The organism is Actinacidiphila acididurans (genome assembly GCF_016918855.1).
GTDB classification, from domain to species: domain Bacteria; phylum Actinomycetota; class Actinomycetes; order Streptomycetales; family Streptomycetaceae; genus Actinacidiphila; species Actinacidiphila acididurans.
On sequence record NZ_JADKYB010000008.1, the window covers coordinates 19,167 to 35,157 of the forward strand.

At 73.1% G+C, this 15,991-nt stretch carries 12 protein-coding genes; 10 read left to right on the plus strand and 2 right to left on the minus strand.

Annotation, left to right across the window (positions count from 1 at the left end):
• Window positions 1-1,140 (plus strand): glycosyltransferase family 4 protein, encoded by a 1,140-nt coding sequence (locus ITX44_RS16195; RefSeq protein WP_205357944.1) that lies wholly within the window; start codon window positions 1-3, stop codon window positions 1,138-1,140.
• Between the two features lie 93 nt (window positions 1,141-1,233).
• Here ITX44_RS16195 and ITX44_RS16200 read toward each other — a convergent pair whose 3' ends face one another.
• A complete protein-coding gene (locus ITX44_RS16200; protein WP_265934226.1) occupies window positions 1,234-3,042 on the minus strand; it encodes a glycoside hydrolase family 15 protein in 1,809 nt (602 codons plus the stop codon).
• Between the two features lie 463 nt (window positions 3,043-3,505).
• Here ITX44_RS16200 and pyrG point away from each other — a divergent pair, with 463 nt between their 5' ends.
• The 9 genes from pyrG to ITX44_RS16245 all read left to right on the plus strand — a co-directional run bounded on the left by pyrG (window position 3,506) and on the right by ITX44_RS16245 (window position 15,109).
• The gene (pyrG, locus tag ITX44_RS16205) at window positions 3,506-5,173 is read left to right on the plus strand and encodes a CTP synthase (RefSeq protein ID WP_205357945.1); all 1,668 of its coding nucleotides are present in this window, start codon (window positions 3,506-3,508) and stop codon (window positions 5,171-5,173) included.
• Window position 5,174: 1 nt separating this feature from the next.
• Window positions 5,175-5,801, plus strand: coding sequence for an NUDIX domain-containing protein (locus ITX44_RS16210; protein WP_205357946.1), 627 nt, complete (start codon window positions 5,175-5,177; stop codon window positions 5,799-5,801).
• 313 nt (window positions 5,802-6,114) lie between these two features.
• Window positions 6,115-8,475: a tetratricopeptide repeat protein gene (locus ITX44_RS16215; RefSeq protein ID WP_205357947.1), complete on the plus strand. Its 2,361-nt coding sequence runs from the start codon at window positions 6,115-6,117 to the stop codon at window positions 8,473-8,475.
• 297 nt (window positions 8,476-8,772) lie between these two features.
• Complete coding sequence (ald, locus tag ITX44_RS16220; RefSeq protein ID WP_205357948.1) at window positions 8,773-9,897, plus strand: alanine dehydrogenase; 1,125 nt, start codon at window positions 8,773-8,775, stop codon at window positions 9,895-9,897.
• Window positions 9,898-10,245: 348 nt separating this feature from the next.
• Complete coding sequence (locus tag ITX44_RS16225) at window positions 10,246-11,220, plus strand: ParA family protein (protein ID WP_205358218.1); 975 nt, start codon at window positions 10,246-10,248, stop codon at window positions 11,218-11,220.
• Window positions 11,205-11,873 carry a hypothetical protein gene (locus ITX44_RS16230; protein ID WP_205357949.1) on the plus strand — a complete coding sequence of 223 codons (669 nt, stop codon included), beginning with the start codon at window positions 11,205-11,207 and terminating at the stop codon, window positions 11,871-11,873. The genes ITX44_RS16225 and ITX44_RS16230 overlap by 16 nt, the downstream gene beginning before the upstream one ends.
• A 169-nt stretch (window positions 11,874-12,042) precedes the next feature.
• Window positions 12,043-13,197, plus strand: coding sequence for a segregation and condensation protein A (locus ITX44_RS16235; RefSeq protein WP_205357950.1), 1,155 nt, complete (start codon window positions 12,043-12,045; stop codon window positions 13,195-13,197).
• Entirely contained in the window at window positions 13,194-13,895 is a 702-nt protein-coding gene (scpB, locus tag ITX44_RS16240; protein ID WP_205357951.1) for an SMC-Scp complex subunit ScpB, read from the plus strand. Before ITX44_RS16235 ends, scpB begins: the two co-directional genes overlap by 4 nt.
• Window positions 13,895-15,109, plus strand: coding sequence for a pseudouridine synthase (locus ITX44_RS16245; protein WP_205357952.1), 1,215 nt, complete (start codon window positions 13,895-13,897; stop codon window positions 15,107-15,109). The genes scpB and ITX44_RS16245 overlap by 1 nt, the downstream gene beginning before the upstream one ends.
• 28 nt (window positions 15,110-15,137) lie before the next feature.
• Here the strand turns inward: ITX44_RS16245 and ITX44_RS16250 are convergent, their stop codons facing one another.
• A complete protein-coding gene (locus ITX44_RS16250) occupies window positions 15,138-15,938 on the minus strand; it encodes a nucleotidyltransferase domain-containing protein (protein WP_307795296.1) in 801 nt (266 codons plus the stop codon).
• Window positions 15,939-15,991: the final 53 nt, after the last annotated feature.

The window sequence follows — 15,991 nt, forward strand, 5'->3', positions numbered from 1 at the left end:
GTGAGCAGCAGTACCCCGACCCCGCCGCACCTGTCGCACGGACCGCTGCACACGGTCCATGTGCTGGGCGCGGCTGCCGGAGCGCACGTCAGCTCGCTGGCCGGGGGCCTGGTCGCCCGCGGAGTCGAGGTCACCGTCTGCGGTCCGGCCCTGGCCGGACGCGACTACGCCATCCCCGCCACCGGGGCGCGGTTCCTGGCGGTGGACATCGGCCGCCGGGGCGCGGCCGACGCGCCCGCGATCGCCGCGCTGCGAGCCGCGTTCACCGGCGCCGCGGTGGTGCACGCCCATGGGCTGCGGGCCGGGCTGCTCGCCGCCATGGCGCTCGGCGGCCGCCGCACCCCGCTGGTGGTCACCTGGCACGGCGCGGAGCCCCCCGCCGACGGCCGCAAGGGCATGATGCTGCGCTGGCTGGAGCGGCGGTCGGTGCGCGGCGCCACCGTGGTGCTGGGCGTCTCCTCGGACCTGGTGGACCGGGCCCGCGGGCACGGCGCCCGGGACGCGCGGCTGGCCCCGGTGTCAGTGCCGCGCCCGTCCGCCCCGCCCCGCCCGCCGGCCGACACCGACCGGCTGATCCACAAGATCCGCGCCGACGTCGGCGCGGTGGACCGCCCCCTGGTGCTGTCCGTGGGCCGGCTGGAGCGCGACGCGGGCCACGAGGTGCTGCTCGACGCGGCCGGCCGCTGGGCCGGGCTGGACCACCGGCCGCTGGTCGTCATCGCCGGCGAGGGCGGGGAACGCGCCGAATTGGAGCGCAGGATCGCCACCGAGCACCTGCCGGTGCTGCTGCTGGGCCGCCGCGACGACGTACCGGAACTGCTGGCCGCCGCGGATCTCGCGGTGCTGCCCAGCCGCTGGGAGGCACGCTCGCTGCTCGCCCAGGAGGCGCTGTTCGCCGGGGTGCCGCTGGTCGCCACCGCCGTCGGCGGCACCCCCGAACTCGTCGGTGACGCCGCCGTCCTGGTGCCGTACGGCGACCCGGTCGCGCTGTCCCGCGCGGTCACCGGGCTGCTCGCCGACCCCGCCCGCCGTACCGCCCTGGCCGCGGCCGGCCGTGCCCAGGCAGCGACCTGGCCCACCGAGGACGACACGGTCGCCCAGGTGCTCAGCGTCTACGACGAGCTGATGCAGCGCGGCTGAACCAGGCGCCCGGGCGCCCGGTCCGATCGCAGCATCGCCGCGGCCCGCAGGACCGTTCCGGCGCCGGGCGGACCGCAAGCGGCGCGCGCCGGGTCAGGAGCGGAACGCCCCGGCCGCCGTCAGCCGCAGTGCGGTGTCGATCAGCGGCACATGGCTGAACGCCTGCGGGAAGTTGCCCACCTGCCGCTTCAGCCGCGGGTCCCACTCCTCGGCCAGCAGCCCCAGGTCGTTGCGCAGCGCCAGCAGCTTCTCGAACAGCTTGCGGGCCTCCTCCACCCGGCCGATCATCGCCAGGTCGTCCGCCAGCCAGAACGAGCAGGCCAGGAAGGCCCCCTCGTCGCCCGGCAGCCCGTCCACGTTGTCCTCGCCGCTGGTGGTGGGGTAGCGCAGCACGAAGCCGTCGGGAGTGGACAGCTCCCGCTGGATCGCCTCGATGGTCCCTATCACCCGCTTGTCGTCCGGCGGCAGGAAGCCCATCTGCGGGATCAGCAGCAGCGAGGCGTCCAGCTCCTTGGAGCCGTACGACTGGGTGAAGGTGTTGCGCTCCTTGTCGTAGCCCTTCTCGCACACGTCGTAGTGGATCTCGTCCCGCAGGTCCTTCAGCCGCTCCAGCGGGCCGTCCGCCTCGCCGGACTCGATCAGCTTGACCGTGCGGTCCACCGCCACCCAGGCCATCACCTTGGAGTGCACGAAATGGCGGCGCGGGCCGCGCACCTCCCAGATGCCCTCGTCCGGCTCGTTCCAGTGCTTCTCCAGGTACTGGATCAGCTTCAGCTGCAGGATGCTCGCGTAGTCGCTGCGGGCCAGGCCGGTCATGTGGCCCAGGTGCAGCGCCTCGGTGACCTCGCCGTACACGTCGAGCTGGAGCTGGTGGGCGGCGCCGTTGCCGATCCGCACCGGGCGGGAGTTCTCGTACCCGGGCAGCCACTCCAGATCGTTCTCGCCCAGCTCGCGTTCGCCCGCGATGCCGTACATGATCTGCAGGTTCTCCGGGTCGCCGGCCACCGCGCGCAGCAGCCACTCGCGCCAGGCGCGGGCCTCCTCGCGGTAGCCGGTGCGCAGCAGCGAGGACAGGGTGATCGCCGCGTCCCGCAGCCAGGTGAAGCGGTAGTCCCAGTTGCGCACGCCGCCGATGTCCTCCGGCAACGATGTCGTCGGGGCCGCAACGATGCCGCCGGTCGGCGCGTACGTCAGGGCCTTCAGGGTGATCAGCGAACGGACCACGGCCTCGCGGTACGGGCCGGTGTACGTGCACTGCTCCACCCACTCGCGCCAGAACGCCTCGGTGTTGGCGAGCGCCACCTCCGGCTCCGGCAGCGACGGCTGCGGCTTGTGCGAGGGCTCCCAGCTGATGGTGAACGCCACCCGGTCGCCGGGCGCCACGGTGAACTCGGAGTACGTGGTCAGGTCCTGCCCGTAGGTCTCCACCTCGGTGTCCAGCCAGACCGAGTCCGGGCCGGCCACCGCCACCGTACGGTCGCCGACCTTGTGCACCCACGGGGTGACCTTGCCGTACGCGAACCGCATCCGCAGCGTGGAGCACATCGGCACCCGGCCGCTGACCCCTTCCACTATCCGGACGAGCTGCGGTGCGCCGTCGCGCGGCGGCATGAAGTCGATCACGCGGACCGTGCCGCGCCAGGTGTCCCACTCCGACTCCAGCACCAGGGAGTCGCCGCGGTACCTGCGGCGGGTCGCCCGCGGGGGCTCGGTGCCCTTGCGGTGCGCCGGCCCCAGCCGCCAGAAACCGTGCTCCTCGGTGCCGAGCAGCCCCGCGAAGATCGCCGGGGAATCGAAGCGCGGCAGGCACAGCCAGTCGACAGTGCCGTTGTTGCAGACCAGCGCTGCGGTCTGCATGTCACCGATGAGTGCGTAGTCCTCGATACGCCCTGCCACGTGCAACTCCAGTCGAACACGGCCCGCCCCCCACGGGACGGTCTAGCGGTCTGGGATCTGTGACGAGCTCAGGATCCGGAGGAGGGCGGGGATGGTGCCATGCCGGTCGGCTCGCGCAATGCGTTCGAGCAGGATACGTCGTCGGCGCACGCCGTGCGCGCGTCATTGCGATCTTCGCTGGGCCGGTCGGGTGTACCCACTGCACGGCCCGCACGTACCCCCATGCCGTGCTCGTATCCTTGCCGCCGACAACGCGGCGGGCCGCTCCCGCGCGCCCCTCACCCGCCCGCTGCGTGCCTCCGCACACCCCTGCGAGCAGGCACGGGCCCCGTGCCGCCCGGCCGGGTCAGGTGACGTCGCTGATACCCTGGTAGCCCGTGGGCCGGTGGGATGAACCACTGAACCGCCGCGACGGCGCTCCCGGCAGGGACAGCGCCCGACCTCACCTGACGACCACGGGAGCCCCCTCTTGGCACTTGCGCCGAAATCCACGACGACCAAGCACATCTTCGTCACCGGTGGCGTGGCCTCCTCGCTCGGCAAGGGGCTGACCGCGTCCAGCCTCGGCGCGCTGCTGAAGGCACGCGGCCTTCGGGTCACCATGCAGAAGCTCGACCCGTACCTGAACGTCGACCCCGGCACCATGAACCCGTTCCAGCACGGTGAGGTCTTCGTCACCGACGACGGTGCCGAGACCGACCTCGACATCGGCCACTACGAGCGCTTCCTGGACGTCAACCTGGCCGGCTCGGCCAACGTCACCACCGGCCAGGTGTACTCCACGGTCATCGCCAAGGAGCGGCGCGGCGAGTACCTGGGCGACACCGTGCAGGTCATCCCGCACATCACCAACGAGATCAAGTCGCGGATCCGGCGGATGGCCACCGACGACGTGGACGTGGTGATCACCGAGGTCGGCGGCACCGTCGGCGACATCGAGTCGCTGCCGTTCCTGGAATCGGTGCGCCAGGTGCGGCACGAGGTGGGCCGCGACAACGTGTTCGTGGTGCACATCTCGCTGCTGCCCTACATCGGCCCCTCCGGCGAGCTCAAGACCAAGCCCACCCAGCACTCGGTGGCCGCCCTGCGCAGCATCGGCATCCAGCCCGACGCCATTGTGCTGCGCGCCGACCGCGAGGTGCCCTCCGCGATCAAGCGCAAGATCTCGCTGATGTGCGACGTGGACGAGGACGCGGTGGTCGCCGCCATCGACGCGCCGTCCATCTACGACATCCCCAAGGTGCTGCACGCCGAGGGCCTGGACGCCTACGTGGTCCGCCGGCTGGACCTGCCGTTCCGCGACGTGGACTGGTCCCGCTGGGACGACCTGCTCAAGCGGGTGCACGAGCCCGAGCACGAGGTCACCGTCGCCCTGGTCGGCAAGTACATCGACCTGCCCGACGCCTATCTGTCGGTCACCGAGGCGCTGCGGGCCGGCGGTTTCGCCAACCTGGCCAAGGTCAACATCAAGTGGGTCACCTCCGACGACTGCAAGACCCCGGCAGGGGCCGCCGTGCAGCTCGGCGACGTGGACGGGATCTGCGTGCCCGGCGGCTTCGGCGAGCGCGGCGTGGAGGGCAAGGTGATGGCGATCACCTACGCCCGCGAGCAGGGCATTCCGCTGCTCGGCCTGTGTCTGGGCCTGCAGTGCATCGTGATCGAGGCCGCCCGCAACCTGGCCGGCATCGACGACGCCAACTCCACCGAGTTCGACCCGGCCACCGCCCACCCGGTGATCTCCACCATGGCCGAGCAGCTCGACATCGTCGGCGGCAAGGGCGACCTCGGCGGCACCATGCGGCTGGGCACCTATCCCGCCAAGCTCGCCGAGGGCTCCATCGTCCGCGAGGTCTACGGCGACCAGCCCTATGTCGAGGAACGCCACCGGCACCGCTACGAGGTGAACAACACCTACCGGGCCGAGCTGGAGAAGAAGACCGGAATCGTCTTCTCCGGGACATCCCCCGACAACACTCTGGTGGAATACGTGGAGTATCCCCGGGAGGTGCACCCGTACCTGGTGGCGACCCAGGCGCACCCCGAACTGAAGTCCCGCCCCACCCGCCCCCACCCGCTGTTCGCCGGGCTGGTCAAGGCGGCGGTGGCGGTGCAGGCCGCCAAGCGGCAGGAAGGCTGACATGCTCAAGGACACCCCGGAGGAGTGGCCGGTCACCGAGACCGGCACCCCCTTCACCGGCCGCAAGACCGGCGTCCGCAGCGACCACGTGGTGATGCCCGACGGCTCCACCGCCACCCGGGACTACCAGGTCCACCCCGGCTCGGTGGCCGTCCTGGCCCTCGACGAGGAAGGCCGCGTGCTGGTGCTGCGGCAGTACCGGCACCCGGTCCGGCACAAGCTGTGGGAGATCCCGGCGGGCCTGCTCGACGTCCCCGGCGAGAACCCGCTGCACGCCGCCCAGCGCGAGCTGTACGAGGAGGCGCACGTCAAGGCCGAGGACTGGCGGGTGCTGACCGACGTCTACACCAGCCCGGGCGGCAGCGACGAGGCGGTACGGATCTTCCTGGCCCGCGAGCTGTCCGAGGCGGACGGCGAGCGCTTCGAGGTCTCCGAGGAGGAGGCCGACATGGAGGTGGCCCGGGCTTCGCTGGCCGACCTGGTCCGCGGCGCGCTTGCCGGTGACCTGCACAACACCTGCCTGGTGGTCGGCGTGCTCGCCGTCCAGGCCGCACTCGCCGCCGACGGCGGCCTCGATGCGCTGCGCCCCGCCGAGGCGCCGTGGCCGGCCCGGCCCTTCGCGGCATAGGCGGTAAGAGAGCGGGGAGCGTACGGCTGGGCTGCCGCCCGGCCCGAAAGGGCCGGGCGTGCCGGTCCGGCGTCCTGTCTGCCTGAAATCTGCCCGGCGCCTGCCCGACCTCCTGGTGACGCTCGTTCGGCCTCGCCGGGGCCCGGGCAGGGCTGTGCGGCGGGCTCGTCAACCGTGCCGGACCGATGATCCGATGGAGTGATCATTTGCCGGTGGCGGGCCGCGTCATGGCCGGGAACCGGGGGCCGCGGGTGAACTAGGCTCGACGGGCCAGCCACTCGTCAGCCACTCGACGTGCCCGGAGCGTGACCCCGTGACGGACCAGGCGCTCAACGCCTCCCCGGCGGAGGACCCCGCGACAGCGGAGCCCACCGGCGCGGAGCGGGACGCCGGGACCGTCCCCCGGGCCGCGTGGGCGCTGCCCGCGCCCCCGGCCCATTTCGTCGGCCGCACCCGGGAACTGGCCCAACTGCGCGCCGACATCGCCCGCCCCGGCCTCACCACCCCCGGCGGCCCCGCCGAGCCCCGGGCCCGGGTCCTCCTGGTCGTCGGCCGCCCCGGCACCGGCCGCACCGCCCTCGCCCTGCGCCTGGCCCGGGAAGTCGCCGCCGACTACCCCGACGGCGCCTTCTTCGTCACCCTCACCGCGCCCTCCGGCGCCCCCCTTTCCCCGGACCGGGTCGCCCGCGCCCTGCTGGCCGCACCGGCCCCGGCACGGCAGCCGTCCCCGCCCGGCGCACCGGCGACGGACCGTACGTCCGCTACGTCCGCGTCCGCCGTACGGTCTTCCGCCGCGTCTGCGTCCGCGTCCGCGTCCACGTCCGTGCCCGCGCCCCCGGCGGCCGGAGGGTCCGCGACCGCCGCCGCCGTACCGACCGCGACGGATCGGCCGGACCCGAAGCCGTCCGAGGGTCCGCAGGCGGCGTCCGGGCAGGAAGCCGCGGGCGGCCCTGTCGCGCAGTGGCGGGCCCGGACGGAGGGGCGGCGGGTGCTCGTCGTGCTGGACGGGGCCCGGGGGGCCGACCAGGTGGCGGAGCTGTTGCCGCGGGCGGCGGGCAGCCTGGTGGTGGTCACCTCGGACGGGCCGCTGTTCGGCGTGCCCGATGTGCGGCCGTGCACGCTGGGCGGCCTCGACACGCCCGCGGGGGTCGCGCTGCTGGCCCGTACGATCGGCCCGACCCGGGTGACCAATGACCCGCGCGCCGCCGAGGCCCTGGTGCAGGAGACCGCCGGTCACCCCACCGCGCTGCGCCTGGTCGGCGCCTGGCTCGCCGAACGCCCCCGCACCTCGATGGCCGACGCCGTCAAAAGGCTGCGGGAAACGCCGGACACACCGGTCACCGCCGCCGCCCCGGACCGCGCCGAACACGACGGCGCAGGTGAGGGGGACGGCAAGGACACCCGGGACGACACCGAGACCGCAGATCCCGCCCCGAAGCCCCCCGCCCCCGGCGAACTGGTCCGGGCCTTCCGGCTGGTGCACCAGGATCTGCCGGCCGTCGCCGCCCGGATGCTGCGGCTGCTGGTGCTGGCCCCGGCCGGCGTGGTGGACGCGCAGGTCGCCTCCGCGCTGGTCGGCTGCTCGGTGGCGGCCGCGGAGGCCACGCTCTCCGACTTCACCGCCGGCGGCCTGCTCGGCGGCGCCGACGGGCGCTACGCCGTACCCGACTGCCTGGCGCCGCTGCTGCGGGCCGAACTGGCCGCCCGGGACCGCCCGGAGGACGTGCAACTGGCCCGGGCCCGGATGCTGGAGCGCACCGTACGGCTGCTGCAGTCGTGCCGGGCCGCGCTGGCCGGGGAGTCGCCGGCCGACGGGCTGCCCCCTGCCCTCAGGTTCGCCTCCGCCGCGGCCGCCGCCCAGTGGCTGCGGGAGAAGCGGCCGGCGCTGATGGCCGCGGCCCGCTCGGCCGTCACGGACGGCGACCTGGACACCCTGGCCCGGCGGCTGATCGCCGCGTTGGTCCGTACCCTGGCCGCCTGGCCCGGCGGGGCCGGGGCCACCGCGGCCGAGCGGTACGAACTGCACCGCCTGGTGCTCGACGTCGCCCGTCGGCGCGGCCTGCACCGGGAGACCGCGGCCGCCCTGATCAACATCGCCGACCTCGACGCGGAGGCCGGCCGCCCGCAGAGGGCGCTGGAGACGTACCGCAGGGCACTGGACGCGGCCCGGGCCGGCGACGACACCGAAGCGGAGGGCCGCGCGCTGGAGGCCCTGGGCGGCACCTACCTGGAACTCCAGGACCTGCCGCGGGCCACCGACTGGTTCGGCCGGGCCCTCGCACTGCGCCAGGCCCGCGGTGAACTTCCCCACCAGGCCCGGCTGCACGCCCGGATCGGCGCGGTGCTCACGTATCTGGGCCGTTACGGGCCCGCGCTGCGCGAATGGCGCTCGGCCGCCGGGGTGCACCGACGGCTCGGTGACCTCGGCGCGCAGGCCCGCGCGCTCACCGAGGTGGCCCGGGTGCAGGAGTACGCGGGCCACCCCGAGGACGCCCTGCGCACCTGCCGCGACGCCCTGTACTGGGCCCGGCAGGCCGGCGAGCGGCGACTGGAGGCGGCCGTGCTGCTGCGGCTGGCCGACACCCTGGGCCGGCTCGGCGACCCGGCCGGCTCCCGGCTGCACCGCGCGGCGGCCGCGAAGCTGCTGCGGCCCGGCGAACTGCCGCCCTTCTGAGCGTCCGTTCCGCTCGACCTTCCCGAGCGGCCCCCCCGGGGGCCCTTCCGGCGGTCCTCCGGCAGGCCTTCCACCTGGTCGGGGCCGTCCGCGCCGTCCGCCCGGCTTCATGCGGTTTCGGCCACCAGCCTACGAAACTGCCAACGCTCTCCGCTGAACCCACCACTTTGTAAGGCTGGACAGCGGCTCCTCCTTCACTAGACTGGGCCTCGCCGCACACAACGCGGTCAGGTCCGACGTGTCGTGCCTTCTCGCACCATGTCTGGACAACCTCCAGTACCCCTGAGTGCAAGGACCGTGATCGACGTGAAGGTGGGCATCCCCCGCGAGGTCAAGAACAACGAGTTCCGCGTGGCCATCACCCCGGCCGGAGTGCACGAACTCGTTCGCAACGGACACCAGGTCGTCGTCGAACAGGGCGCGGGCACGGGCTCCTCCATCCCCGACGCGGAGTACACCGCGGCCGGCGCCGCCGTCCTGCCCACCGCCGACGAGGTGTGGGCGACCGCGGACCTGCTGCTGAAGGTCAAGGAGCCGGTCGCCGAGGAGTACCACCGGCTGCGCAAGGACCAGGTCCTCTTCACCTACCTGCACCTGGCCGCCTCCCGCGAGTGCACCACCGCACTGCTGGAGTCAGGCACCACCGCGATCGCCTACGAGACGGTCGAGACCGCCGGCCGCCACCTGCCGCTGCTGGCCCCGATGTCCGAGGTGGCCGGCCGGCTCGCCCCGCAGGTCGGCGCCTACCACCTGATGCGCTCGCACGGCGGCCGCGGCGTGCTGCCGGGCGGCGTGCCCGGCGTGAAGTCCGGCATCGCCGTCGTCATCGGCGCCGGCGTCTCGGGCTGGCACGCGGCCACCATCGCGCTGGGTCTCGGCTTCCACGTCACCCTGCTCGACAAGGACGTCAACAAGCTGCGCGAGGCCGACAAGGTGTTCGGCAACCGGGTGCAGACCCTGGCGTCCAACTCGCTGTCCCTGGAGCAGGCCGTCCTGGAGGCGGACCTGGTCATCGGCGCGGTGCTGATCCCCGGCGCAAAGGCGCCCAAGCTGGTGAGCAACGAGCTGGTGTCGCGGATGAAGCCCGGCTCGGTGCTGGTCGACATCGCCATCGACCAGGGCGGCTGCTTCGAGGACTCGCGCCCCACCACGCACGCCGAACCCACCTTCACGGTGCACGACTCGGTGTTCTACTGCGTGGCCAACATGCCCGGCGCGGTGCCCAACACCTCCACCTATGCGCTGACCAACGCGACCCTGCCCTACGTCGTGGAACTGGCCAACCTCGGCTGGCAGGAGGCACTGCGGCGTGACGCGGCACTCGCCCGCGGACTCAACACCCATGAGGGACAGGTGGTTTACGGTCCGGTGGCCGAGGCGCACGGCCTCACCTCCGTGGACCTGCACACTCTGCTCGGCTGAATTGCCGGGCCGCGTCAACTGCGCGCCAACGGCCGGGTCTTGACCAATGAGACCCGGCCGTTCGTCTGCTTGCACCCTTGACAGAAGGGCGTTCCGTTATCGACACATCGTGCCGTGTCCGGCGGATTGTGTTGCTGCGAACCGCCGACACGCCATAGAGTCGCGGAACGTCGGCTGTGTCACCACGCTGACCTGTCTAGAAATTTCCTGGTCACCAAGGAGGTAAGACGACTTGTGAACGAGTCGACATTTGCTCCCGGAGGTGGTCAACCAGGAATGACCGCTGGTTCCGTCGCGGTTCGTACCTTTGAGTCCCGGCGGTCCGAACCGTCCACCGAGGCCCGGAACATCTACGACTCGGGTCCGTTCGACAACGACGACGACCTGCAGGACGGTCAGTTCTACGACCCGGACGCCGAGTACGAGCCGGACCCCGAGTACGCCGCCACCCTCGCCCCGGACGCGGCGCGGCAGCGGCGCGAGCGCGTCGGCCCCACCGGCCGGCCCCTGCCGTACTTCCCGATCCCCAACCCGCTCACCGACCACGGCCCCGCCAAGATCGTGGCGATGTGCAACCAGAAGGGCGGGGTCGGCAAGACCACCTCCACCATCAACCTGGGCGCCGCGCTGGCCGAGTACGGCCGCCGGGTGCTGCTGGTCGACTTCGACCCGCAGGGCGCGCTGTCGGTGGGCCTCGGCGTCAACCCGATGGAACTCGACATCACGGTCTACAACCTGCTGATGGAACGCGGTCTCGCCGCCGACGAGGTGCTGCTGAAGACCGCCGTGCCCGGCATGGACCTGCTGCCCAGCAACATCGACCTGTCCGCCGCCGAGGTCCAGCTGGTCAGCGAGGTGGCCCGGGAGTCCGCGCTCCAGCGCGCCCTGAAGCCGCTCATGGCCGACTACGACTACATCGTCATCGACTGCCAGCCCTCGCTCGGCCTGCTCACCGTCAACGCCCTCACCGCGGCGCACTCGGTGATCGTCCCGCTGGAGTGCGAGTTCTTCGCGCTGCGCGGTGTCGCCCTGCTCACCGAGACCATCGAGAAGGTCCGCGAGCGGCTCAACCCCGAGCTGGAGCTCGACGGCATCCTCGCCACGATGTACGACTCCAGGACCGTGCACAGCCGCGAGGTGCTGGCCCGCGTGGTCGAGGCCTTCGACGACCACGTCTTCCACACCGTGATCGGCCGGACCGTACGGTTCCCCGAGACCACCGTGGCCGGCGAGCCGATCACCACCTACGCCTCCAACTCCGTCGGCGCCGCCGCCTATCGCCAGCTCGCCAGGGAGGTGCTCGCCCGGTGCCACGCCGAGTGAGTCTGCCGGGCGCCGACGAACTGTTCCGGACCACCGGGGGAGCCGCACTCCAGGCACCGACACCGCGGCAGCACACCAGTGGCGAGGACAACGGCGCGGCACAGGGCGAAGCACGGCTGCGGCCCGTCCCCGACGAGGACGACGACAGCCGGTCACAGGGCGCGGACGGCGAGGCGGGACCGCGGGCCGCCGCAGAAGCCGGCCGCGACACCTCCACGCACGCCCGCCGCCCGCTCACCGGGGACCGCTCCGGTGTGCCCACGGCCGCCGCGGGCGCCCCCACCGTGACCGCCACCGTCACCCCCCAGGTCCCGCCCGTCACCCCCGCCGTCCCTTCGCAGGACCGCCCGGACCGCGCCCCCGTCCCGCCCCCGATCACCGCCAACCCGCAGGCCCCCGCCCCCGCCCGCCGCAAGGCCCCCCGCCAGAACCGCCGCCCAAGCGGACGCGAGCGCCACGACGAGAAGATCACCGTCTACGTCTCCGCCGAGGAACTCATGGACCTCGAGCACGCCCGCCTTGTCCTTCGCGGCGAGCACGGCCTGGCCATCGACCGCGGCCGCATCGTCCGCGAAGCCGTCGCCGTCGTCCTCGCCGACCTCGAATCCCGCGGCGACGCGAGCATCCTGGTCCGCCGCCTCAGGGGCCGCTGACCACTGCGTGGGGCTCGCCGGGAGTAGCCCTGGGCCCGCCTGGCGACGGGCGGTTCGCCGGGAGCGCCCCTGATGGTTGCCCCGCGGCGCATGCGCAGCCCCGGGTACTCCGGCCGCGCCCGGGCGCGCGATAGCCTGCCGTGTCAGAGCCCCCGCACCCTGGACCGCCATGTCGACCACCTCCGACGACTCCGTCGCCCCGCGTCGCCGCACGCTCGGCCGTGGCGCGGCAGCGCAACCGGAACCCATGGCGAAGCCCGAACCCACGGTGGAACCGGAACCGGCACCGACCCCCGTACAGGCACCGGAACAGGAACCGGCACCCGTACCGGAACCGGCACCAGAATCCGTAACGGCGGCGCCCGAGCCGGAACCGGAACCCGCTGAGGCCGGTCCCGACGTGCGGGAGGCAGCGGAAGAGGCGACTGAACCGACAAACAGATTCACCGTGCGGCTCGCCAACTTCGAGGGCCCCTTCGACCTGCTGCTGCAACTGATCTCGAAGCACAAGCTGGACGTCACCGAGGTCGCGCTGTCGAAGGTCACGAACGAGTTCATGGCGTACATCAACGCGATGGGCCCGGACTGGGACCTGGACCAGACGACGGAGTTCCTGGTGGTGGCGGCCACGCTGCTCGACCTGAAGGCGGCCCGGCTGCTGCCCGCAGCGGAAGTGGAGGACGAGGCGGACCTCGCGCTGCTGGAGGCCAGGGACCTGCTCTTCGCGCGGCTCCTGCAATACCGCGCGTTCAAGCAGATCGCCGCGATCTTCGCCGAGCGGCTGGAGAACGAGACGCTGAGCCACCCGCGGACGGTGGGCCTGGAGCCCCAGCACGCGGAGTTGCTGCCCGAGGTCGTGCTGAGCATCGGCCCGGAGCGGTTCGCCCGCCTCGCGGTGAAGGCGATGCAGCCCAAGCCGAAGCCGCAGGTGTACGTCGACCACATCCACGCGCCGCTGGTGAGCGTCAGGGAGCAGGCCGAGCACGTGATCGCGCTGCTGCGGGAGCGGGGCGCGGCCAGCTTCGTGGAACTCACCGAGGACGCGCCCGACACCCTCACCGTCGTCGCCCGCTTCCTTGCCCTGCTGGAGCTCTACCGGGAGAAGGCCGTCGCGCTGGACCAGGAGGAGGCGCTGGGCGCCCTCCAGGTCCGCTGGACCGGCGCCGCCGAGGACACCGGCGCCCCGCTGGTCACCGACGAGTTCGACCGCGAGGCCGCCCCCGACGCAGGCAAGGACGCCAAGGACGGCAAGAGCGACAAGGGCAGTACGAACGGCACGCAGGACTCGCAGGACCCGCACCGCACGAACGGAGCGCAGGAATGACCGACCTCGCCGACCTCACCGCGAAGGCCGCCGGCCTGGACCCGGGCACCCCGGAAGGCACCGCCGAGGCGCCCGCCGGCCTGCTCGCCGCGGCGACCGCCGAGCTGGAGCTCAAGCCCGCCCTGGAGGCCGTGCTGATGGTGGTGGACGAGCCCGCCACCGAGGATCACCTGGCCAAGGTGCTGGACCGGCCGCGCAGGGCGGTGGCCAAGGCGCTGCGCGAGCTGTCCGAGGACTACACCCGCGAGGGCCGCGGCTTCGACCTGCGGCTGGTGGCCGGCGGCTGGCGGTTCTACACCCGGCCCGCCTTCGCCCCGGCCGTGGAGAAGTTCGTCCTGGACGGCCAGCAGGCCCGGCTCACCCAGGCCGCGCTGGAGACGCTGGCCGTGGTCGCCTACCGACAGCCGGTCAGCCGGTCCCGGGTCTCCGCGGTGCGCGGCGTCAACTGCGACGGCGTCATGCGCACCCTGCTCCAGCGCGGGCTGATCGAAGAAGGTGGGACGGAACCCGAGACAGGTGCGATCCTGTACAGGACGACGAACTACTTCCTGGAACGTATGGGCCTGCGCAGCCTCGACGAGCTGCCCGAGCTCGCCCCGTTCCTGCCGGAGGCGGACGCGGTCGAGGCGGAGTCCCAGGAGGGGCTGCCGTCGTTCGACCCGGACGCTCCGGACGACACCTCGACTACGGAATCTTGATGCGAAGCAGTGACAGGAACAGCGGCGGCGACCGGACCCCCCGCGGGAGCGGCGGCGACCGGCGCGGCGGCGGCACGCCCGGCGGGCGGCGGTCCGGCGGCGGCTCCCCGGAGCGCCGTGGCGGTGCCCCCGACCGGAGCGGCAGCGGGCAGGACCGGCGGTCCGGCACGCCGGACCGCCGCGGATCGGCCCCGGAGCGGCGCGGATCGGCCCCGGAGCGGCGCGAGGGCGCTCCCGACGGGCCGGCGCGCCCGCGTCGGCCGCGCCCCGAGGAGCGCCGATACGACGTAGGCAGCACCGGCCAGTCCGGCGCCAACCGTCCCGGCGGCATGCCCCGTACCAAGGGCACAACTCCCAAGGCCACCGGCAACCGCGGGAAGGGCACCGTGCCCGCGGTGCCGCGTGAGCTGGAGGCACAGATCGAAGAGCGCAACCGGCAGCGGCACGACAAGGCCCGGCCCGCGCTCCCCAAGACCTTCCCCGGCGCCGAGCAGGAGGGCGAGCGGCTGCAGAAGGTGCTGGCACGGGCCGGCATGGGCTCGCGGCGGGCCTGCGAGGAGCTGATCGAGCAGCGGCGCGTCGAGGTCAACGGCAGGATCGTCACGGAGCAGGGCCTGCGGGTCGACCCGGCCCACGACGAGGTCAAGGTGGACGGGCTGACCGTCGCCACCCAGTCGTATCTGTTCTTCGCGCTCAACAAGCCGGCCGGCGTGGTGTCCACCATGGAGGACCCGGACGGGCGGCAGTGCCTGGGCGACTACGTCACCAACCGGGAGACCCGGCTGTTCCACGTCGGGCGGCTGGACACCGAGACCGAGGGCATCATCCTGCTCACCAACCACGGCGAGCTGGCCCACCGCCTCACCCACCCCCGCTACGGCGTGAAGAAGACCTACCTCGCCGCGATCCAGGGCCCGCTGCCCCGCGACCTGGGCAAGCAGCTCAAGAACGGCATCGAGCTGGAGGACGGCTGGGCCCGCGCCGACCACTTCCGGGTGGTCCAGAACACCGGCAAGAACTACCTCGTCGAGGTCACCCTGCACGAGGGCCGCAAGCACATCGTGCGCCGCATGCTCGCCGAGGCCGGCTTCCCGGTCGACAAGCTGGTCCGCACCGGCTTCGGCCCCATCCCCCTCGGCGACCAGAAGTCCGGCTGGCTGCGCCGGCTGACCAACACCGAGGTCGGCATGCTCATGCGTGAGGTGGACCTGTAGGAGCGGGGGCGCGGCCCGGGACCGTACGTCAGCCGGCCGGCGCGACCAGAGCGGCCCCGGGGCCCGCGCTCGTACCGGTGCCGGACACCGTACGGGCGGCGGCCGCGGTGGTGACCGCCTCGGCGCCGATCGGCTCGCCGACCGCCGAGGCCCGCCGCACCCGCCGCAGGAAGTCCTCGACCCGGGCCCGGTCCGGCTCGGTCGGCAGCGGGCTTCCGCCGGCCGCCGCGTCCACCTCCTCGCGCAGGGTACGGGCCCAGGCCCGTACCTCCTCCCAGGTCCGCTCCCCCCTCCGCACCGCGAGCAGCCGCTCCCGGTGCGGCCCCGCGTCCACCGCCAAGCTCCCGGTGCGCAGCAGATCACGGCACTCCAGCATCAGCCGCAGATGATGCATCCCCTGGCCCCACCCCGGCACCCCACGTTCTCGCAGCTCCGCCTCGGCCCGCCCCCAATACCGGTCCGCCTGCTCCCGGAACGTCTCCCGTACCCGCCGGGACAAAAACGCGTCCCGCACCTCGAGCAACTCCCGCCCCACCGCCTCCACCCGCTCCACCACCGGCGAGTACAAACACTCCAGCACCCCGGGCCCCGCCCCGAGCCCCAGCACACACACCCGCTCCACCTCCCACACCACCTCCCCCTCCCGCGCCCCCCTCACCTGCTCCGGCGGCTTCTCCAACCCCCAGAACAACTCCGTCGGCGCCACATAAACCCCCCGCCGTTCCCCCTCCCCACCCCCCAACCCATACGCCCGTAACCCCACCACGCACCCCAACACCGTGTGCTCCCGCACCAATTTTTCTTCCACCGACTCCCGCATGGCCCGCATTATTGCCGGGCCACGCGGGACGGCCCGCACCAACCAGGGGCGCGGGGCTGTAT

What these genes read in the sequence shown, in the direction of transcription:
- scpB (WP_205357951.1), top strand. Translation starts at nt 13,194, where the DNA reads ATGACCGACCTCGCCGACCTCACCGCGAAGGCCGCCGGCCTGGACCCG.
- ITX44_RS16245 (WP_205357952.1), top strand. Translation starts at nt 13,895, where the DNA reads ATGCGAAGCAGTGACAGGAACAGCGGCGGCGACCGGACCCCCCGCGGG.
- ITX44_RS16235 (WP_205357950.1), top strand. Translation starts at nt 12,043, where the DNA reads ATGTCGACCACCTCCGACGACTCCGTCGCCCCGCGTCGCCGCACGCTC.
- ITX44_RS16250 (WP_307795296.1), bottom strand. Translation starts at nt 15,938, where the DNA reads ATGCGGGCCATGCGGGAGTCGGTGGAAGAAAAATTGGTGCGGGAGCAC.
- ITX44_RS16210 (WP_205357946.1), top strand. Translation starts at nt 5,175, where the DNA reads ATGCTCAAGGACACCCCGGAGGAGTGGCCGGTCACCGAGACCGGCACC.